Source organism: Paenibacillus sp. 01T431, assembly GCF_056398625.1.
Genome location: NZ_JBFTPT010000002.1, coordinates 242,901 through 264,468, shown reverse-complemented (window position 1 = coordinate 264,468; position 21,568 = coordinate 242,901). Strand labels below are relative to the sequence as shown.

General features: G+C 45.2%; 11 protein-coding genes. 6 read left to right on the top strand and 5 right to left on the bottom strand.

The window, feature by feature from the left end; translation table 11 throughout:
- Window positions 1–105: 105 nt before the first annotated feature.
- From AC1DM9_RS03810 to AC1DM9_RS03795, 4 genes are all read right to left on the bottom strand, one after another.
- Entirely contained in the window at window positions 106–1,671 is a 1,566-nt protein-coding gene (locus tag AC1DM9_RS03810) for an alpha-L-rhamnosidase-related protein (protein WP_477508963.1), read from the bottom strand.
- Between the two features lie 94 nt (window positions 1,672–1,765).
- Window positions 1,766–2,602, bottom strand: a complete 837-nt coding sequence (locus AC1DM9_RS03805; RefSeq protein WP_441880278.1) for a carbohydrate ABC transporter permease — start codon at window positions 2,600–2,602, stop codon at window positions 1,766–1,768.
- Window positions 2,599–3,387 carry a carbohydrate ABC transporter permease gene (locus AC1DM9_RS03800; RefSeq protein WP_477578605.1) on the bottom strand — a complete coding sequence of 263 codons (789 nt, stop codon included), beginning with the start codon at window positions 3,385–3,387 and terminating at the stop codon, window positions 2,599–2,601. The genes AC1DM9_RS03805 and AC1DM9_RS03800 overlap by 4 nt, the downstream gene beginning before the upstream one ends.
- 180 nt (window positions 3,388–3,567) lie before the next feature.
- A complete protein-coding gene (locus AC1DM9_RS03795) occupies window positions 3,568–4,935 on the bottom strand; it encodes an ABC transporter substrate-binding protein (RefSeq protein WP_441880274.1) in 1,368 nt (455 codons plus the stop codon).
- Window positions 4,936–5,106: 171 nt separating this feature from the next.
- Here AC1DM9_RS03795 and AC1DM9_RS03790 point away from each other — a divergent pair, with 171 nt between their 5' ends.
- Window positions 5,107–6,906, top strand: coding sequence for a cache domain-containing sensor histidine kinase (locus tag AC1DM9_RS03790; protein WP_477578603.1), 1,800 nt, complete (start codon window positions 5,107–5,109; stop codon window positions 6,904–6,906).
- A gap of 7 nt (window positions 6,907–6,913) precedes the next feature.
- Window positions 6,914–8,461, top strand: coding sequence for a response regulator transcription factor (locus AC1DM9_RS03785; protein ID WP_441880270.1), 1,548 nt, complete (start codon window positions 6,914–6,916; stop codon window positions 8,459–8,461).
- A 60-nt stretch (window positions 8,462–8,521) separates the two neighbouring features.
- Here AC1DM9_RS03785 and AC1DM9_RS03780 read toward each other — a convergent pair whose 3' ends face one another.
- Window positions 8,522–13,159: a glycoside hydrolase family 3 C-terminal domain-containing protein gene (locus AC1DM9_RS03780; protein WP_477578601.1), complete on the bottom strand. Its 4,638-nt coding sequence runs from the start codon at window positions 13,157–13,159 to the stop codon at window positions 8,522–8,524.
- 747 nt (window positions 13,160–13,906) lie between these two features.
- Here AC1DM9_RS03780 and AC1DM9_RS03775 point away from each other — a divergent pair.
- The 4 genes from AC1DM9_RS03775 (at window position 13,907) to AC1DM9_RS03760 (ending at window position 21,446) form a co-directional block, all read left to right on the top strand.
- Complete coding sequence (locus AC1DM9_RS03775; RefSeq protein WP_477578599.1) at window positions 13,907–15,886, top strand: AraC family transcriptional regulator; 1,980 nt, start codon at window positions 13,907–13,909, stop codon at window positions 15,884–15,886.
- Window positions 15,887–15,892: 6 nt separating this feature from the next.
- On the top strand, window positions 15,893–16,930 hold the full coding sequence (locus AC1DM9_RS03770) for a FecCD family ABC transporter permease (protein ID WP_477578597.1): 1,038 nt from the start codon (window positions 15,893–15,895) through the stop codon (window positions 16,928–16,930).
- Complete coding sequence (locus AC1DM9_RS03765; RefSeq protein WP_477578595.1) at window positions 16,927–17,931, top strand: FecCD family ABC transporter permease; 1,005 nt, start codon at window positions 16,927–16,929, stop codon at window positions 17,929–17,931. The genes AC1DM9_RS03770 and AC1DM9_RS03765 overlap by 4 nt, the downstream gene beginning before the upstream one ends.
- A gap of 365 nt (window positions 17,932–18,296) precedes the next feature.
- The gene (locus AC1DM9_RS03760) at window positions 18,297–21,446 is read left to right on the top strand and encodes an ATP-binding protein (protein ID WP_477578890.1); all 3,150 of its coding nucleotides are present in this window, start codon (window positions 18,297–18,299) and stop codon (window positions 21,444–21,446) included.
- Window positions 21,447–21,568 lie beyond the last annotated feature (122 nt).

Below are 21,568 nucleotides of genomic sequence, written 5' to 3'. Positions count from 1 at the left end.
GGTTTGTTTCAATGTCCATTTTTAGGGATGCACTTTAAATTAGTTCCAATATCCTCTCTTTTTTTATAATCGAGTTGAGAGGCTCTCCTCCTAGAGAATAGCTTTCTAGCTGTAGTCATTTACAAAGTATTTCCGTATAAAATAAGTCGGAGTACAGCTCCATGCATGACAGTAGCTGTTGATTAAATTGCTGCCGTACGGCGACAGCTTCTTATCGCTAGGATTATACAGCTCCCAGAAGGTATCCGCTCCATCCTTGATCATCTCGCCCCAATAGGCGCGCATTTCGGACATTGCCTTCTCTTTTCTTCCACTCAACAGCAGTGCCTCAATCAGATGATGATAAAGGTATGGCGTCGACATCGCAATTGCCGGAGGCCGATCGAATAAACGATCAAGCAGCATGCCATTTTGTTCCGCATCCATCACCTCTGCCAGCACCATCCAAATTTGTGAGGCCCAAGATATCTGACTACCAGGCCCGCTTGTGAAATACCCTTGATCTTGATCCCAAAGAAACGTCATAGCCGCGTCCGTCGCTTGCTGGATTGCCGACGAAATAAAAGCATGCGCTTCACCTTCACCCAGCTTCTCAGCTAGTGCAAGTCCTCTTTTAAGACAATAAATTAGAACGGCCTGCGCGCCTGCCTGCTTGTTCAGCTCATCATGCCAATCAAGAAAGCAGTACCATGTATCATCATCCGTTACGATTCCCCGTTCATCCAGTCGCTTCAACCCAATTCGAAGCTGCTCCACTGCAATCGGCCACAGCTCATTTAGCGTAATACGATCCTTGGTTGCTTCATAATAATCATATAAAGTGGCAACGAAAAAGAGCGAGTAATCATATAAATAGATGTCATCTACAAAAGGTGCAGGCTTCTCATATAAACAAGCACCTACCTGTCCGTCCTCAAGCAGCATTCCGCCAAAGAGATACAAACATCTTTTGACAAGGTCATTGCTGTTAAACGTTTCATAGTTTACTAGCGCTTGAAGTCGCAGATCGCCGATCCAAAGCCTTCGATCCCGCTTCGGACCGTCCTCAAAGACAGTATGCATACAGTCCTGAAGTGTCTTAATACCGATGCGATCCATCACCTTTAGCTCATTGGATATACCGTCCGGAAGCGGCTTGACCTGCGAGACATCGCCTGAGGTTACGGTCTTGCAATAAATCTCAGAAAATGAAACGCTGTACCGCTGTGATGTGGCCAGTACGATTATTTTCAAATACCGGAAAGTATAGCGCCTTGGCAGCGTTACCATCCCTGGCAGCACGTCGATATTGATCGTCTCATCCTGCAGCCAAGACCGGCTGAGCCAGCCTTCATAATTGTCGAAGTCCTCTCCGATCTCACAAGGCATCTCACCGAATATGAGCTTTAACCGAAGCGGCGCATCCGCATTACTGTGTACATTGTTAATTGAGAGCGTAAGGTACCCAACCTGATGAACCCCAAAATCGAGCGTTACGCTGTCTCCTTTGGATAATACTCGATTGGCTAGCTCATCAATCGAATCGATACGCACTGTCCGCCAGCCCTGAAAGGCGTCTGTGTCTTTCACAATGTCAATCAGGCTTGTAGGAAAAACCTTTTCTTCATATAAATGTGGAATCAGCGTCTCCGCCAAGTCCACGAATGGTTGGTTCGTTTGTTTCGTTTTCATTGCCTTATCTCCACTTCTGCCTGAAGGCTAATAATCGTAAGGCCTGCGGTCAAAATAGATCGGGGGGAGTTTTTCTCTCCACTTGGTTTGCTACTCAGCCTTTGACTGCTCCAACCGTCATCCCGCCCACAAAGTATTTTTGCAAAAACAGAAAAGCAACTAGGAGCGGCAGCGCGCACAGGAAACAGGCAGCAAACAGCACATTCCACTGCGTAGGGTTTTGCTGATCACCGAGAAAGCCCAGCATAGCTAGGGGCAATGGGGATTCAGCCGCTCGGGAGATGAAGATCATATTAAAGAAGTAGTCATTCCATATCCATACACCCTGTGTAATAATGACCGACACCGTAACCGGGATAAGCAGAGGGAATACCACCAGCCAAAACCTGCGGAACAACCCCGCTCCATCGATATGAGCCGCTTCCTCCACCTCTTCCGGTACGCCGCTTCTAATGAAGCCTGTATACAAAAATGTGGAAAAAGGAAGACTGCATGTAATAAACATCAGTATCGGTGTATACTGTGAAGTCGGTATATGAAGCGAATTGATCATCTGCACGATCGGGATGAGCACCATCTGTGAGGGCACAACCAGTCCCGAGAGAAAAAACAAATATAAAAATTTGCTCCATTTGGTTTTAAGCCTCGCCATTGGGTAAGCCGCCATCGCTGCCAGCAGTACGACGAAGATAACAGAAATTCCTGTAAGTATAATGCTGTTCATAAGTGCTTGCGGAAAATGCATCCGTTCAAAGGCAGTACGATAGCTTGCAAAAGAAATTTCACTAAACAAGTTTAGCGGATTGGCATTATTTTTTGGATCACGAAGCGAAGTCGACAATGCAATAATGAGCGGGATCAAATTAACAGCCATCACAACGATGACGCCCAGTTGAACCAGTGTCTTTTTCGTCAAAGAACCGATAGTCATGCCGACACCTCCCGTTTGTTCATGCGGATAACAAATGCTGCAGTAAGCACAATAATCAGGGCAAAGGAAATAACGCCAAGCGCTGATGCCTTACCGAACAGCTGCTCCGTAAAAGCCATCTTGTAGATGGAATAAATCAACGTATTGGTAGAAGTGCCCGGACCACCGTTTGTCATAATAAACGGGAAGTCGAAGGCCTTCAATCCATTGATTAGACTAAGCGTTACATTAATCGTTATCGCAGTCGCAAGCAGCGGCAGCTTCACATGCTGCAACAGCCGCCAAGGGCCACAACCGTCCATTTTCCCTGCTTCGAGCAAATCATTAGGGACGGTTAGCAAGCCAGCAAGGAAAATAATCATTGTCGTTCCAATATTTTTCCATATCTCAACAAAAATGATGGCATATAGTGCTGAGGAGTAGCTGCCTAGGAAATTTAGATTGTCGTCATTTATGCCGAATTTATCCAGGAAGGTTGAGATCATACCGTAATCCGGCATGTATACGTAGCTCCAAATGAATCCGACAACGATTGCGCTGAATAACGTCGGAATGTAAGACAAGGAGCGATAAATCCCTTTCCCTCTAATTTTCATGTTTAAGAGAAGTGCAAGTGCAAGACCAATGATATTGCCGAGCACCACTGTAACTAGTGTATAAATCAACGTATTCTTGACGGAAATACCTAGTGTATCTCCTTTAAATAGTGCTTTGTAGTTATCTAGTCCGATGTAATTGTACGCTTGAGCGAAACCGTTGTAATCAGTGATACTATATTGAAACAATCTCAATATCGGAAATATCCAAAAAATTAAATAAAAAATGAGGGCCGGTATTGCAAAAAAGTACATTGTTTTTTTCATTACGGTCGAATTCATGTTGCTCCATCCTCTCCAGCTAACCTCATAACGGCAGGGAAGACAGTCGTCTTCCCTCCGCTACTACTTACCCATTCACTCTAAAGATTATTTATTTTTCCATAGCTCCTGGAACTTCTCATCCATCGCCTTCGCAACATCCTCCGGCGTCGTTTTTTGTCCGCCAATGATTTCTGCGAATTTGGCTTGCATCACATCAGAAACACCTGCAGGCCACATTTGGTTGCTAAAGTATACCGAATTGCCGTTTGTTTGATAGTTATCGTTGACGTCCTTGAACAACTCGTTTGTCAAAGGAACATCCTTGTATACACTGATGGAGCTGTTGGAAGCAACATAAGCTTTAAACAATTCCGATTCACCGTCGAACAGATAATTAAGAATTTCTTTAGCTGCATCAAGATTTTTGGACTTTGCATTTAACCCATAGCCAGCAGCGGTTGCCGCTGATACAAACGTTGGTTTGCCAGCGTCATTGCCTGGAAGAGAAGCAAATCCGCGATTAAACTCCGCCGCGCCCTTCGACGTCATAGAAGCGTAGTCCCATGTGCCTGTAAACGTCATAGCCGCTTTGCCATCGATGAACAACTGGGAAGCCTGCGCGCTGCCTACTCCAAGTGAATTTTTCACGACATAACCTTTGTCATACAGCTCTTTGTACATCGAAATAGTTTTCACCCATTTAGGGTCGTTCAGCGATTTTTCACCATTTTGCACTTTTACATCAAAATCCATTTCATCCGGGTAAACCACGTTTGCTGCAATCGGGTACATACCGAATTGAATGACCCAAGGGTCTTTATCGCCAAGCACGATTGGCGTAATGCCTGCATCCTTCAGCTTTTGGCAAGCTTCAAGGAAGGATGTCCAGTCTTTCGGGAATTCGGTCACACCCACTTGCTCCAGCATTTCCTTGTTGTAGTAAACGCCTAGGTAATCAAGACCTTCAGCGACGCCGTAAGGCTTGCCGTCATAGGACATATCCTCCTTAGCGCCAGCACCGATATTGTCCCAGAATTTTAAATCGGACAGATCAGCAGCAAAACCCGCTTTAGCGAAATCGATGACTCCGCCTGCTGCATTTTTAGGGAAGATCCAGAAAATATCCGGCCCTTGTCCCGCTGCAAGCTTTGTACGCACCGAAGTATTGTATTGATCATCGGGAAGCTTCTGTACTTCAAGCGTGATGTTCGGGAATTTCTCCTTCACGAGACGCGGCAGCGTCTCCAGCTCAAAATCTTCCCCTTCCGACGCTTTGTTGCCAGACATCATCATCGTCAACGTAATCGGCTCTGAAGAATCAGTTCCTGCATTTTTACCACCTGCGTCGTTGGTGCCTGCATTAGTTGCCGGCGTATTCGTCGCGTTCGAAGCACCATTGTTGGAGCTGCAAGCACTGAGCAGAACGAAGCAAAATACTAAAATAGCGAGCCCCATTGTTTTTACTGATTTCATTTTGCATTTCCCCCTGTTTTTATTGTTTGTGTTAATGACTTACTCTCTCCTGCCATTTCATGAGACGCTATTGCCTTAAGCACACTTTTATAATAATGTGAGAAACAGTATAAATGCTTTAGCTCATTTGGTGCACTATTTTTAGATTAGACAAACAAGGAGGATACGTGTATGCTCTTTTTTAATATTAAAACTAAGCTGTTTCTTGTTCTTGTTCTCGTATCCATCGTGCCTATTATTGTCGTTACTGTCAGTTCTTATCGCAGCTATACCCGGCTTGTCAATGAACAGACCTCCCTTGTCGCATCCACAACGATCAACAACTCGGTAAAAAGCATTGAGGAAATCTTGAAAAATATTGACCGGATCTCAATTACTGTGCAGCAGCAGTCATCCACTGCAACCGCTTACAGCACAGTCAGCGATGAGCTGAGAAAGCTGCAAAATACGAACAACCAATACGAGATTTTCATTACGAGAGCCAAGCTGAAGCTGATTTTCGAAAATATTTTACTGGGTTATAATTACATTAATGGAATTTACCTTTTCATGCCTGACGGAAAATTCATCAGCTACGGGAATGGAACAGACTTAATGGTCGATTACATTCCCTTCAACGACGAATGGTACAAGCAGACCGTTGCAAGCAAAGGAGAGCTTTACATCGGCGATGTTGGTGTAAAGCCCTATATCATTAATGCCAAATCTTCAATCGGTTTTTCAAGGTCGCTTTTTGATCCCAATTCCAATGAATTTTTAGGCGTTTTTATGCTGGATTGCAGCATGGACATTTTTGCAGGCTTAAACAGGAATCCAGCCCCAAGCATATCAAATATTTATTTAGCAAATGAGCAGGGGAAAATATTATATGACGGCACTAATCGTGACATTGGTCAATATTTGCCGGATGGACTGCTCCGCAAGTCTATGGCGATGACGGGCTCTAAGCAGCAATTCACAGATTCCAAAAGCTTAACAGTCATTCAAGCTGTACCGAGCAATAATTGGAAGGTCATTGCCAATATTTCGGTCGCCAAAGTGTATGAACAATACGGCATATCGCAAAAGCTGATCATTTATGTATCGGCCTCCTGCGCCATTATCTTTCTACTTCTTTCCTTCTTCCTCTCTAATTTAATTACAAAGCCGATCATTCAATTAACAAAGATGATGCGCAAAAACAAATCGCAGCGCTTCGTCATGATTGAAGCCGACAAAAAAAGAGTCGATGAAATTGGGATTCTGTATTATGAGTACGGCAAGATGATGAAGGATATTGATACCCATATTCGCGAGAGCTACCAAAATCGCATTTTGACCATGGATTCGCAAATGAAGGCGCTGGAAGCTCAAATCAACTCACATTTCTTGTACAACACGCTTGAATCAATCAATAGCATTGCAGAAATCGAAGAAGTCGAAAGCATCGTTGTTATGACCAAAGCTTTAGGTGATATGTTCAGGTACAGCATTAAAACCGATAGCGAGCTGGTTGCCGCTGCCGAGGAAATCCAGCACGTGGACAATTATATGGCAATTCAGCAAATCCGTTATAGCGAAAAAATTGCATTTACAAAAGAAATTGAAGAACAAGTACTGCAAACCAAGATGTTGAAGCTGATTCTGCAGCCACTCGTGGAAAACGCGATTTATCACGGCCTTGAGAACAAGCGTGGCAAAGGTCGAATCACGATCAAGGGTTATCAGCACAATGAACTCATAATCTTCGAAATTTGCGATGACGGTGCAGGCATGTCGCAAGAGCAGGTCACGGAGCTACGCAATCTGCTCGCCCAGCCGCCTGAGTTTTCGTCTATTGGGCAGCGTACCAAGCAAAGTATTGGTATAAAGAACGTCCATTCTCGGCTCACTCTTTATTACGGAATCGAAGATGGCGTTACCATTGAAAGCGAAAAAAACATAGGCACAACCATTCAAATCAAAATTCCTTCGAATTGGGAGAAGAGGTGAACGCCAGATGTATTCATTCATTATCGTAGATGATGAGCCCTTAATACGAAAGGGACTACTCAAAAAAATTCAATCCTTCGAGCATAAGCTCACATTCGCCGGAGAGGCCGACAATGGTGCCGATGGGCTGGAATTAATTCAGCACCTAGACCCGGATATTATCTTTACGGATATGCGCATGCCTGAAATGGATGGAAAATCATTAATGAAAATCGTGCATCAGCAATATCCCGACAAAAAAATGATCGTTATTAGCGGACATTCGGACTTTGAATATATGAAAGAAGCGATATCCGCTAAAGTTGTTAGTTATTTGCTGAAACCATTTAGCAGGGAAGAGATTCATCGCACGCTGGAGCAAGCGATCGATGCTATTGAGAAGGAGCGGAACGTCAAGCAGGAGGTAGTACTAAAAGCAGCTGAAAAGGAGCACATCAGTTATCATTCCGATATCCAATCGCTGCTGCATCTCCTAATTGGGATTCAGCAGAAAGATAAGCTGCCCATCTTCCAATCGGCGCGGCTAAAGGAAGTGTCTGCTGCTTCGGCACATATTTTACTGACGCTCTATGCGCCAGCTTCGATTCAACAGCCTATGATCGGGCTTCAGCAGGATTATATTTATATCCCGCATTCCCAAAGCGATAAGCTCGCATTCATCCTTCTATCGTTTACGGAGGAGCGATCAGTCACGACGATGCTTAAGCATGCCGAAAGAACGGCAGCGGAGCTTATCCACACCGTTAGTGTAAGGAAGGGCAGCGAAGGCTGCGTAGGCATAAGTACTGTTGTCCACCATTTAAGTATGCTGCGCCAAGCACACCATGAAACGATTGCCGCATTGGATCAGCGGTCGATTACCGATTTTGGGCGCTGCTATCTTTACAACAAACAAAGACTTTTACCGGATGTTATGCTGTGGGAACGGACTCATGAGCTGCTGTTCCTGATTGAATCAGGTCAAACCGCGAAGGTGAAAGAGCTGGTACTTGATTTTTTCGCCTTTTATATACGACAGCCTGCCGTCTCCCTTGCTCAGCTAAAGGAGCAAAGCAGAGATATGATTCAAGAGGTCAAAAAAATACTTTCGGCCTACCTCCAAACGCATGAAGACGGCTCGCCGTCCTCAAGCCTGGAGTCCGTGCTTAATATTTCTTTTGATCTGATTTCCATTCAGGAGTACCTGCTCACTGTCTTAATGAGTACCGCCGATTTATTGAAGGAAAACTCAGCTTACTCCTCCGAAAACATGATCGATAATATTAAAACGTATATACACAAAAATTACACCAAGGATTTAACACTGGAAAAAATATCATCTCTTTTTTATCTTAATCCAAGCTATTTAAGTTTCCTGTTCAAAGAAAAAACTGCGCAAAATTTTACCGACTATATTAACCAGCTGCGCATTGAGCAAGCCAAAACACTATTAAAAAGCACCGATGACAAAATATACAAGGTTGCGAAGCAGCTAGGTTATGATAATCCCAAATACTTTTTTCGGGTATTTAAAAAAATGACAGGCCACACGCCAGAAGAATTTCGCAAAAGCTAAAGCTAAGTAAGAATAGCCTGCCCTCTCACGAGGTGCAGGCTATTCTCCTATCTCTTAATATTAGGAAATGAGATCGATAATTACGCTGTAGGTACGGATCGCGACAGCAGCCAACTCAGCACGCGTAATCGTGCTTGAAGGCAGCAGTTGCTGCGCCGAATTCCCTTTGAAAATACCGTATTTAACAGCGACCGCCATTGCTGTTCGGTTTTCCTTGGATATGCTCGCAGTATCCGAGAAGCCTTGCAGCAGCTTGCTCACTTCCCCTTCGCTCAGCGTGATGTCGAGACCAGCATACCGAAGGGCATTGACGAGTACGTCAGCCATGCCTTCACGAGACATTGGCGTATCTATCGCTAGTGTTGTGTAGCTAACTAATCTATGCTGACTTGCAGTTCTGACCACTTCATCATACCATTTCACATCCGCTGCGTTTTTTACCGGCGTTATGCCAAGCACGTTAAGTGCTGCCATCAGCGTCTGTGCCTTGGTTGTTGAAGCTCCCGGTTGCATCGTAGATGATGTCACACCATTGATTAAAAGCTGACTGCTTGCTTTGGCAATCTCTGCTGCGTACCACGCTTTAACTGGAACGTCAGTAAACACACGCTCCGATGATACAGTCACATAAGTGCCGCTTAAGGATACAAGCGCTTTGATGATCGACTTACCGCTCGTATCTGTTGTAATTCGGCTCGGCACCGGTGTTAACGTGCCGTCATCGGCAACCATCGCCAGTGCGGTCACCTTTTTGCCTGCTTCAGACTGAATCGAAATCGTTGCTGTTACATAAGAGCCTTTCAAATCCTTTACTTTAATGCCTACTGGCGCCCCAACTACAGTAACGCCCTCAGCCTTGATATTCTTCACCTTAGCAGTATCGGACGCGGTTGCTGCTGTAATCGTAACCGTCTGCTCTATGCTAGGCGTACCAGTGCCAGATGTGTTACCGCCTCCTGATGAAGAATTTGCAATCGTTAGTGTCAACGTATTGCTGTTTGTCAAATTGCCGTCGAAGGAAGCTGCCTTCGATTGGATGGCGATTGTTGCAGCTTTCGCAGTTCCGCTGAACTGCAGCGTGGCTTCTAAGCCAGATGCCGCTGGAGTGACCGAAGCTAACGTTAAGCCGCTGGCAGCAGAAACAATATTCCAATTGTCCAAATTGGAGGCATCTGCACCAAAAGGAGCACCGTCGCTCTTCACAACAACGGCAGGGTTTATTTGGGCAGCAGTAAGCTGACTAGAGCTGCTGATTACGGGTTCACTCTCAAACGCCAAGCTGTCAATACGAAGATCGGCGGCTTTGAACACAACGTAGAGATTGTGCTTGCCCTTCAAGCTCGTGTTGCTCAATTCTGCTTTTACGTCGACATAAGCCAGCTCCGTTACCGGAACAGATGCATTCGCAATCGTATAGGATCTAGGCTTTGTTGCCGGAACCTCAATCATCGCGAGCGGGGCGCTGCTTGGGGAATCCGCGTGTAATGTAATTATTCCTCCCGCTGCGTCAGAAGCTACCGAGGCTTTAACGCTTTTTGCATTTGTCAGACCCACATTCGGCAGCGCTACGTAGGAACCGTTTTGTTTTGAGCGGACGGCATAATAACCTCCGACTACCTTTTTCGCTTTCAGATTTTGCGCAGTGCGTTCTTTAGAAACCTCATGATAGATGACTTCATGGGAGGCATAAGCATGGTCGAACACATTAAACGGTTTATAGACCTGCAGCGGTGCAATCGCATCTCCATTAATTGCAAGGACCTTCTCACCGCGAATGTCCTTGGAGGATGCGCCAACCATTAACGTGTATGCACCATTTTCTACAATGAAGCTATTTTTATTCACGTCCCAGATGCCGAAGTCACCAGGGTCAACAGACAGAGTAACCACTTTACTCTCGCCTGCTGCCAAAGCGATTTTCTCAAACGCGACGAGCTGCTTCTTCGGAGCAGAGCCGCCATAGCCTGATTGATTGTTTTTAATATAAAGCTGAACGACTTCTGAAGTATCGACAACGCCAGCATTTTTCACTTTTACAGAAACGGTAAACGGCTCATTCCCGCTAGCACTCATTGGCACTGCCAAATCGCTGTATATAAAGCTGCTGTAAGAGAGGCCGTATCCGAACGGATACGTAATTGGTGCATCCGTGTACATATAAGTAAGCTTTGACTCCATAGGATCGGCATTCGTCATGTCCAATGTAAAACGCGGATCAATGGTAGCCATTGATGCAGTCTTGTTACCCTCTGGAATAACATATTTATTTATTGCCGGGAAAGCGGACATATCTGAATACCAAGTGGACGTCAGGCGGCCCGTTGGCGCATAATCGCCATAAAGCACCTGAGCCAGTGCCCGTGAATCGTATTGCCCCCCATATGGCTGATACACGATAGCAGAGACATTCGGATTGTTCTGAATTTCCTCAAGCCCAACTGGAAAGCTACTTTTGACAACAACGATCGTCTTCTTGCCTTTCGCCCCGAAAGCAGCAGACACCTTGTCTACAAGCTCGTAATCGGCATCGCCCATGTACAGGCTGGAGCGGTCATTGCCTTCCCCTGCGCTATGGCGCGGGACTGCTCCCACGAATACTACGGCATAATCAGCAGTCGCCGCCCTAGCAACAGCATCCTGTCCGACTTCCTTCACAACCGTTTCTTTAAATTTCACATCTGCACTGCGAATAGCTGCATTCGATTCATTTCCGAGTACCGCAGCTGCTGTTTTCAGCTTGGCATCTGCACCTGCTGTAATAAAACGTCCATTTGAATAATACCAATTTGTAAAATCACCGGAGAAGCCGCTTCTATAGCCATTCGCTACAAGCGATATGGTTTGGTCAGCGTTTTGCTCGATGCGAATTCTTGGCGGGATCGCACTCGTATTCCCAAGCATCGCTGCAAGATCCCAATCATTGTTGGTTAAATTGAGCGTTGTTCCATCCGTATTGCCTACCGCTGCATTATTACTGGCCGGAGATGTCACCCAGCGGTTGTTTTTGAGCGATAGCAAGCTGTACCCTTCTTGTCCCCAATCGAAGATCCGGAATAGCTGGGCAGGATCGGAAACATTAAGCTGGTCCGCTGTCGTTACTAGCTGAGCTCCTCCCGTATTAGCTGCAGGATCATACACATTAGCGGTAACGGTCTGATTATTATTCATTGCAGTAAGTGCGATAACCTTGCTCGCTGAATCGTAAGTAACATGGTTAGATCCATTCGCATTAATAATCGCGAGCAGCGGAGATACGCCCGATTCAGGAAGCGCAGGAGTTGTTCCTACTGAATAAGTCGTTTTAAATCTCGCATCTGCGTAGATACCGGATACCGCTGCATTTTTATTTTTGGCCAGCGGCAGAATACCGTCATTTTTCAATAAAACAATGCTCTCTTGCGCTGCTTGAAGTGCAATTAGCTGATGCTCCGGCAAGCTGTAAGTTGCTGCCGCTGCCGTACGCACATCCTTAGCATCCTGTGCAAACGGATAAAATTTCGGTATTCCGTTTTCATTGACTTCATTAAAAATGCCAACGCGTACCATTTGATTCACATGAGGCCTTGCTGCCTTAATTAAATCCTCTGCGGTAATGCCATACTCCCCTTTATTTACCAGTGCAACCAAATCCGGCACATCGGCAGGCGTCGTACCTGACGGCCTTCCGGCATTCGCTTCAGCCAGCGCCATCAGTACCGTTGCATGCGTACGGTCGACAGCATAATTAGTATCATAGCCGTTGCTTAAATTGCCTGAACTCGATACATGGGCATCCGCGTTAAAGTCTGGCGAGCTGTAAACGCCGTACTTCGAGAAATCATTCGCATGCAGCTGCAGGGGAGATAAAATATTCGGTATCCCATTCGTACGGCCATATGAAGTCATAACACCTGCAATTGAGCCCGATTCCAGACCCTTAAGTGGGCTGCGTGTCTGGTACTCGAACATCGCTCTTGCCCCGGCGCTATTGTTTGAAGTCTCACGGAACCATTGCGCGTTATAAACAGAATAATGCTTGGTACCGACAGCTGCACGCATCCAGAATCCGTCATCGCTTGCCGCTTGGTCTATGCCGCTAAGTCCCGAAGCCATCTTATCTATTAATGTCCCTGCCATGTAAGGATCTTCAGAATAGCCCTCGTCGAATCTTCCGCTTAAAGGGTTGATACGCATGTCGCTGACCACTGTAAAAGCAACAGTAGCCGATGCATTCGTACCGCCATGAATATTGGACTCTCCTTGTTTTACTTTAAGTAAACTGATTTTTTCACTGCCCACTACCTTCCCTATATTGGAGAGCAGCTCCTTGTTCCAGGATTGTCCCATGCCTACCAGCGCTGGGAAATCCGTTGACACCCCTTGCACATTATCCGCGGCCGCAAGTGCGCCAGGAATGATTTTCCCGGCATTTCGCCCTTGTGTCAGCGTATAATGATTGCGTGAGCCTGTTACATAAACAGCGGGTCCCTCGAGCCCCGTATAATCAAAATACGTATCCACATACGCATCCAAATGCTCCGGATTGCCATCAAATAACGGCATCCCGTCAAAGACTCCTCCGTTCTGCGTTTTAAATACAACATTTGCTGCTGCTTGAACTGGCTGGACGGCGTTTGCAGTTATGCTTGTGGCAAGAACCCCTGCAAGCACCAAAGACAGCATTTTCTTACCCCTTCTATGCTGGGTTTTGTAGTTCATTTTTTCGCTCCCTCTCTTCTCTCATTTTTTTGCAATCGCTTTCAATAGTGACCCAAGCTCATTATACAATTGCCAAGAGTACACTTTGTTTCTACCTTTTGGTGCAGTAATTTTAGATTTTCAGTTCAGTAGAACCACCAACCCCCGAGGCACTCCCCACCTCTTCCATCCGGGTTTCATAACCATATCTTTCTACAACATGCTGAAAAAGTTGCTTTTTCATTCGAATACTCGAAAACAAGATATGAAATTTGATGATAATACGACTATGCAAAAAGCTCATTGTCAGTGTTCTACAATTAACATAATGTCTCGTGGAAAAGTTAGTCCTAGGCATGTTCTGCACTTTTCGTTGTGTATTGTGTTGTTCTGTGTGCCAGGCACATCGCTTACGAACCTAGCAGCTCTTATTTAGCCAATTTATTAACGATTAGAAGTTTAACGAACTCCAGAATCATTATTTGTTGAAAGACAACGCAAAACACCCCAAACAGCATGCAATAACGCTAATACGATTCGCTAAAACGTAAGAACATTAGTTTTCTTCATAATAAGCGTCATACTGTTCGTTAGAATCGCAAGCAGACAGTCATCACTTAAATGCCAATTCGACAGCAAATCAGCATATTTAAATTGTAAGTGATAATGGTTATCAATTATAATGGTGAGATCGTATAGCTCTAACGTACTTCTCCCCGTTTATACGAATCCAATCTTACTGGGAGAGGGATTGGAGATGAAAGCATTATGAAACTGGAAGAACATATTTTGTTATGGAATCATGCAGCTGTAAAAATATTGGACATACGTCACGTTATTATGGAACCAGGCGAGCTGCTTGAGTCTTATCTGCTGCCGGCAAGCAGCTTTATTTATGGTGTTCGCGGTTCAGCAACTCTGCAGCTCGACGGCAATAAGCATGAAGCAAGGCGCTTTCATATGCTGCATGGCGGTAAAGGGATGCGCCTAGATATAGAGGCAAAGGAAGAATTTGAATATTATCAACTGTTCTACAAAACCGGGTATGCATTCACTCGCCGGAAAGAGCTTACACAATTAATGGAGCGCTATAATCCTTTTTCGCTCCAATATTCCTTTCGGCCAGAGGAGCCGCTCGCTCTGCTCCGCTGCCTTACCCTTATGAGAAATATATGGCAAGGTGCGCATAGTTTGGACCAGCTTCATATAAAGGGACTCTTTTATCAGTTTCTGCATGAGCTTCTCCGTCAAATGGATACTCAAGGGATTGATGCGCGCAAACCGGATCTTGTATCACAAGCCATAAAATACATAGATGAACATTATCAAAAGAGCCTCACATTGGAATCAATTGCTGATACGCTGAATTACAGCCCACGCCATCTATCCATGCGGTTTAAGGAAGAAAAAGGGGCCAGTCCGATCCATTATTTAATTCAGGTTCGGGTAGGTCACGCCATCGAATTGCTGCTTGGTACAGATGCTGATATGCAAGAAATCGCACGGGAAATCGGCTATTCAGATGTCTATTATTTCAGCCGTATTTTCAAAAAATATACGGGATTGTCACCGCTTCGCTTTCGGACATCAGAGCGGCAGCGACGAAAAATAGATGATTATCCATTTAATTTAACCAGATTATCCATTGGATCAGGCGGGATGAGGCGTTATATTGGTAACGATGATGATAATCATTATCAATATAAACGTGGAGGGTCTATACAAATGAAAAGACACACAAAACCTGGATTAGCTGTGAGCATATTGCTCAGTTTAATGCTTCTGCTAGGAGCTTGCTCAGCAGGCGGAACAAATACCGGCAATTCTTCTTCGACTACTACAAATACCGCAGCTGCATCCAATGCCGCTCAAAATACGAATGGTACCGCTGGCGATAACAACCAAGCGAGTAAATCAACACGTATCGTGCCTACTGTAATGGGTGAGATTGAAGTGCCTGCAAATCCTAAACGCGTCGTCGTGCTTTATTTGTTAGGTGACGTGGTTGCTATGGGAATTAAGCCAGTTGGTGTGTCCGATGTATTTGAAGGGGCTGCTTTTGAAAAGGATCTTGCAGGTGTGAAAATGCTGGGCAGTTGGTTTGAGCCGAATCCAGAAGCCATTATGGCGCTTGAGCCAGATCTCATTATTGTCCCTTCTGAGGATACATATAAGAAATTAAACCAAATTGCACCAACTATTCTTGTTCCTAATGAAAAAATGACTACGGATGAAAGACTTGCTTTGCTGGGCAAAACCTTCGGTAAGGAGCAGGAAACGCAAACCCTCCTTAACAACTTTAATACGAAGGTAAAAGAAAGCAAAGAGAAGCTCGCAGCAGCTGGCGTACTGGACAAAACGGTAACGATTATTGAAGGCGGAAAAAAAGAAATGTCGGTCGTAACCGGCAAGCAATTTGGACGCGGCTCCCAAATTATTTATGAATATTTAGGCATGAAAGCGCCAGAGATCATTCAGAAAAAAATTGATGGATCAACGAATGAGGAAGGTGATACCGTTTCTATGGAAGTCCTTCCTGAGTATATTGGCGATTATGTTGTCCGTTCTTCCTATGAAGGAATGGATGATTTGACTGGCAATCCTATTTGGAATAGCATTCCAGCTGTCAAAGAAGGCAGAATGATCGAGCTGAGCTTTAACCTCTCATATTACAGTGATATCTATTCCCTTGATGAACAGCTTGACTTTATCGTCGAACAGTTGCTGGCCACAGCAACAAAAAACTAAACCGGCATGGTCTACGTAAAAGAGCAGCTGGCTTCAAAAAGCCAGCCTACAAACACTTATTTTGCTACCATTATGCTCGTTGGATTCCTGTTAGTGCTGTTAGCTGCTGCAGCGTCGATTTCGTTCGGAGCTGCTCGAATGAACCTATCAACGGCATGGAGCGCTGTCTTTTCGTTTGATCAAAAGCTTACTGAACACCAAATTATTCGTTTCCTGCGCTTCCCCCGAACCGTTGCAGACATTATCGTTGGGTCCAGCCTTGCGGTTGCAGGAGCAATTATGCAAGGAAGCACACGCAATCCGCTGGCTGATTCAGGATTGATGGGAATAAACGCAGGAGCCGCCTTAGCTATGGCGATTGCATTAGCATTTATGCCGGGGAGCCAATACAGCGTGCTGCTATTGGTATGCTTCATCGGAGCTGGCCTTGGCGCAGGGTTAACGTATTTAACCGCTTCTCTGAGCCGCAAGGGCATGTCACCGCAGCGGCTAGTGCTTGCGGGCATGTCAATCACGCTGCTTTTTGGAGCAATTGGTACATTTATCTCTATTAATTTTAATATCGGTCAAGCTCTTTCCTACTGGACGTCAGGAAGCGTTGCTGGGGCTACTTGGGCGGAGCTCGCACTGACTGCCCCATGGTTTGTGCTAGGGTTAGCCCTATCGATGGGACTCGCGCGCTCAATTACTATCCTGAACCTAGGCGAGGAAATTGCAAGGGGCGTGGGACAGCGAACCGTAGTCGTCAAGCTCCTCTCTTCCCTTGCTGTTCTTCTATTGGCCGGTGTTTCTGTTGTGCTTGTAGGCCCGGTCGGATTCGTAGGACTCATTGTTCCGCATATGATGCGGTTCATGGTTGGGGTGGATTATCGGTATATCATTCCTGCCTCGGCTGTATATGGCGGACTGTTTATGCTAATCGCCGATCTAATCGGCCGTTTGGTCAACCGTCCGAACGAAATGGCGCTTGGCATTATTTTCGCCATTGTCGGCGTTCCTTTCTTCTTGTTGATTTCTCGCAGGGAAAGGAGAGCGTTTGAATGAGGCAGCAACTATTACACGGAAGAAGAAGTCTGCTGCTAGCAGGGCTGCTGGTGATGCTAATTGCTGGTATTCTTATCAGCATGAATACAGGGAAGATGGCGCTTCACCCCGGAGAGGTGTTGAACACTTTATTTGGACAAGGCACGGAGAGACAAAATCTTGTTGTGTTCAAGTTTCGGCTGCCCCGCATCGTATTGGCTGCGCTTGTAGGCATGGGAATGGCGATCTCTGGAGCTGTCCTCCAAGGACTTCTGCGCAACGATCTCGCTGATCCAGGGATGCTCGGCATCAACGCCGGTTCAGGGCTCATGGTTCTACTGTTCATTACGCTATTCGGCCTTTCTGGATTATCATCTGCCTTCCTCCTTCCCGTCATGGCGTTTGTTGGGGGACTGCTGGCTGCACTGTTGATTTATATTCTTGCCTATAGGTCACGAAGCGCTCCTTCCTCCACTCGTCTCGTACTGACAGGAGCAGCAATAAATGTCGGCCTCAGCGCCTTAACCCTGTTTCTGACGCTCAAGCTGGATGACGAGCAATATGTCTTCGCTCAGAAATGGCAGGCTGGTTATTTATGGGGGACGGAATGGCAATATATTGCGCTTCTTGCCCCATGGGTGCTGATACTTGTGTCGTATATCTGGTACAAATCATTAGTGCTCAATACATTGAATCTTGGCACTGAGATTGCTACTGGCGTAGGCGCTCACGTTAAAAAAGAATTTCTAGGGCTCGTCCTAGCCGCGGTCGCCATTGCATCGGGATGCGTCGCACTCGGAGGCTCAATCGTCTTCCTCGGGCTGATCAGTCCTCATATTGCACGCAAACTTGTTGGTCCAGACCATAAGCTGCTGCTTCCTGCTTCAGCGCTCATTGGCGGCATTATTATGGTTGCGGCCGATACGATTGCCCGCACCGTTAGTTTTGGAGCTGATATTCCAGCAGGTATTATCGTTACGATACTAAGCGTCCCCTATTTCCTATATTTATTGATGCGATAAACATGGTACAGCATTTCGAATGTAATCAGGTACATTTCCCCCTGATGTAAAGAAAGGAAGACCTCGGCCTACTAGGCTCGAGGTCTTCCTTTCTTCTTCAATTAATCATGACTCAGACATATCTACTAAATTTCCTTCTGCGACGCATCGCTCTTTCCGAATCGGATATTGTTAGCTATCGTGTCCTGAAACAAATACACATCCTGAAATACCATCGAAACCTTGCGCCATAAATCGTTCGGCCCTGTGAAGACAAGTAGCCTGCTGGCTCAAGCTGCCAATCGTATACATTATTCGCTTCAATCATAATAATCACCAATAAATGTTAAAGGAAAAACGCGTATTATGTCGAATTTCAAAGTATGATGATGCAAATAAAAAATAAAACCACCTTCAAATATGTAGCTATTATTCTATTGTTTCTTAGCGCTCTTCTTGCCCTGCGATGGACATGGTCTGAACTATTTTCTACAGCGGAGCACCCTCGTGCTGTAAATGGCGTACTCGACATGCGCGGCTGGGACTTTAACAACTCAGCTCCCATTCCCTTGGATGGCCAATGGGAGTTTTACCCTGCAAAATTAATCCATCAACAGGATGTTCAGCCGCTGCAAAACCAGTTCCGCTATATTCAGGTTCCAGGTGACTGGGGCAGTGTGCTGACCAAAGAGGCAGACACCTCTATCGGGTACGGAACGTACCGATTGCGTATTCTGATCGATCCGCTAGAGCAGCCTGTTGCATTTTGGTTGCAAAAAATACAAGCCTCATCAGGCGTAGAATTAAATGGACTTGTTGAGAACGACTTCGGAAAACCTGCCGAAAACGCTGAGGAGTACAAGCCTAAGAAAATCTCCTACACCGCTTCTTACTCTGTAAAAGGTACCAAAGAGCTTGAACTGCTCATTCGTGTTGCTAACTATGACGATGCTTACAACGGGGGAATTTTACACTCCATTCAATTTGGTTCACAAGCAGCGATTGATTATGTGCGATGGTACTCTATCGGCTTTCAGCTCGTCATATTTGTTGTTTTGCTGCTTCACGGCTTGTATGCTACTATCCTTTTCTTATTCAATCCTAAAGAAAAGAGTTTGCTTATCGTTGGTTTATTAACGCTCGCTACCGGTCTTACGATCGTCGTCGGCCATGATAACCTGCTCTTGTTATGGCTGCCACTCAACTATACATGGGCGCTGAAGCTCAGGCTGCTATCTCTGCTTTGGCATTCCTTTTTTATTTTTCTACTATTTAGAAGATTGTCTTCGGCTCCTCCGAAGAACCGCTGGCTGGGAGCATTCACTGCAGCGCTCATTTTTTATTCTGTGTTTCTAATTGTCGCAAGCGCGCCGCTTGTAAATGAATCGGTAGCATTAAAAATATTTTCTTTTTTTTATCTATTGCCCTTTGCTTGGTTCGTTTATATAACAGGAACGATGGTCTTAAGGAAGCAAACAGACAACAACGACGTCGTCTTCCTGTTGTTATCTGCTGCAGGCGTTATGTCCAGCTTTCTGTGGAGCTTAATCAACTCAAATAGCCAGGTTTCGGTTGTATATTATCCAATAGATATCATAGCAGCTATCATTGGTTTTTCTACGTACTGGTTAAAGCAATTTTTCCGTAACTCGAAGGAAAACAAAGAGCTGAACGAACAGTTAAAAAAGGCTGACAAGCTGAAAGACCAATTTCTTGCCAATACTTCACATGAACTGCGAACGCCGCTGCACGGTATTATGAATATTGCTCAAACCGTTGTAACGAAAGAGAAAGGGCAAATGAATACAAAAAGCGTTAACGATATGGAGCTGCTTATAAGAATAAGCCGCCGTATGTCGCATATGCTCGGTGATCTTCTAGATGTAGCAAGGCTGAAGGAACACCGAATCGTGCTGCAGCAGGAGCCTTTACAAATTCAATCAGTCGTGCCTGGCATCGTTAGCATGCTGAAATTTATGATCGAAGGCAAACCTATTCAACTGCATGTGAATATAGCTGAATCGATGCCTTGGGTCATGGCAGATGAGAAAAGGCTTGTACAAATTTTGTACAACTTATTGCACAACGCTCTAAAATACACGGAAGAAGGAACAATTTCCATCTCTACCGAAATTCAGCATGGGAATGCCGTCATTCATGTCTCCGATACCGGAGTCGGCATGAATAAAGAAACGCAGGCGCGCATCTTTCTCCCTTACGAACAAGGCATTTACGGAATCAATGATGGAAGAGGAATCGGGCTTGGTTTAAGCATTTGCAAGCAGTTGGTCGAATTGCATGGCGGAGCACTAACTGTTCGCTCTACACTCGGCAAAGGTTCTGTTTTCAGCTTTCAATTACCGCTTGCCAATATGTACAGCCTACCTTCAGCACAGCCCTTGCTTCCTATACACCATACAACGGAAGGAACAGAAGAAAGCCATGGTGGATTAATTTTTCCTGACATCACAATCGACGAAATAGCAGCCTCTACAACCAACCCGCCATTTCTGAATGATGGAAAAATGAATATTCTTGCAGTGGATGACGACCCGGTTAATCTGAATGTGCTTGTTGGCATTTTATCTTCCGAGCCGTATAACATTACAACAGCCAATTCAGCACGTGAAGCGTTAGTGTTGCTAGACAGTGGGCAGTGGGATCTATTAGTTGCCGATGTTATGATGCCACAGATGTCCGGCTACGAGTTAACGAAGAAGGTACGGGAGCAATACTCTGTATCGGAGCTCCCCATTTTGCTGTTGACTGCCCGTAGTCAGCCTGCTGACATCTATACCGGATTCGCATCTGGAGCAAATGATTATGTTACCAAGCCTGTAGATGCTCTGGAACTCAAATACCGAATCAGGGCGTTGACTATGCTGAAGCAGTCTATTAATGAACGTTTGCGTTTAGAAGCCGCCTATCTTCAGGCACAAATCCATCCGCATTTTCTGTTTAATACCCTTAACTCCTTAATGGCGCTAAGCGATATTGATACAGACAAGATGCGTAATCTAGGCGATTCTTTTGTATCCTTTTTACGGATTAGCTTTGACTTCTTAAATACTGGAAAGCTTGTTGAGCTTTCTCACGAGCTGGAGCTTGTCGAAGCCTATTTGTATATTGAAAAAGAACGTTTCGAGGACAGGTTGACTGTCGTATGGGAAGTTGATGCCAACATCAGCTTGCTTATCCCGCCTCTTTCTATACAGCCGCTGGTTGAAAATGCGATCAAACATGGGCTTCTTAGTCAGAACAACGGCGGCACGCTGCATATTCGAATCAATCGCCAGAACAGCTTCATACGAGTTGAAGTCATTGATAATGGCATTGGCATGAATGAAGAACAGGTCATTCAACTGCTCAGTCCAACGATGAAAGGAAAAGGCGGAATAGGGATTGCCAATACGAATCGACGATTGACTCAAATGTATGGTCAAGGCTTATCTATAATCAGTAAGCCCAAGGAAGGAACCACCGTGTCGTTTGTCATTCCAAACAACAGCAATCAGCAGGCTATGGATAATGAATGATTTTAGCAGCTGCTAAACCACTTCATCGATACAAAAAAGACGGACAAATGGTTTCTCATTTGTCCGTCTTTTTGTTATTCGAAAAAAAATTCGAAATAATAGTGATCCAAAATTTCATTAGC

Excerpts from the sequence above, each read along its gene's own strand:
- AC1DM9_RS03785 (WP_441880270.1), top strand. The coding sequence starts at position 6,914 with ATGTATTCATTCATTATCGTAGATGATGAGCCCTTAATACGAAAGGGA.
- AC1DM9_RS03805 (WP_441880278.1), bottom strand. The coding sequence starts at position 2,602 with ATGACTATCGGTTCTTTGACGAAAAAGACACTGGTTCAACTGGGCGTC.
- AC1DM9_RS03760 (WP_477578890.1), top strand. The coding sequence starts at position 18,297 with ATGATGCAAATAAAAAATAAAACCACCTTCAAATATGTAGCTATTATT.
- AC1DM9_RS03775 (WP_477578599.1), top strand. The coding sequence starts at position 13,907 with ATGAAACTGGAAGAACATATTTTGTTATGGAATCATGCAGCTGTAAAA.
- AC1DM9_RS03765 (WP_477578595.1), top strand. The coding sequence starts at position 16,927 with ATGAGGCAGCAACTATTACACGGAAGAAGAAGTCTGCTGCTAGCAGGG.
- AC1DM9_RS03790 (WP_477578603.1), top strand. The coding sequence starts at position 5,107 with ATGCTCTTTTTTAATATTAAAACTAAGCTGTTTCTTGTTCTTGTTCTC.
- AC1DM9_RS03780 (WP_477578601.1), bottom strand. The coding sequence starts at position 13,159 with ATGAACTACAAAACCCAGCATAGAAGGGGTAAGAAAATGCTGTCTTTG.
- AC1DM9_RS03795 (WP_441880274.1), bottom strand. The coding sequence starts at position 4,935 with ATGAAATCAGTAAAAACAATGGGGCTCGCTATTTTAGTATTTTGCTTC.
- AC1DM9_RS03810 (WP_477508963.1), bottom strand. The coding sequence starts at position 1,671 with ATGAAAACGAAACAAACGAACCAACCATTCGTGGACTTGGCGGAGACG.
- AC1DM9_RS03770 (WP_477578597.1), top strand. The coding sequence starts at position 15,893 with ATGGTCTACGTAAAAGAGCAGCTGGCTTCAAAAAGCCAGCCTACAAAC.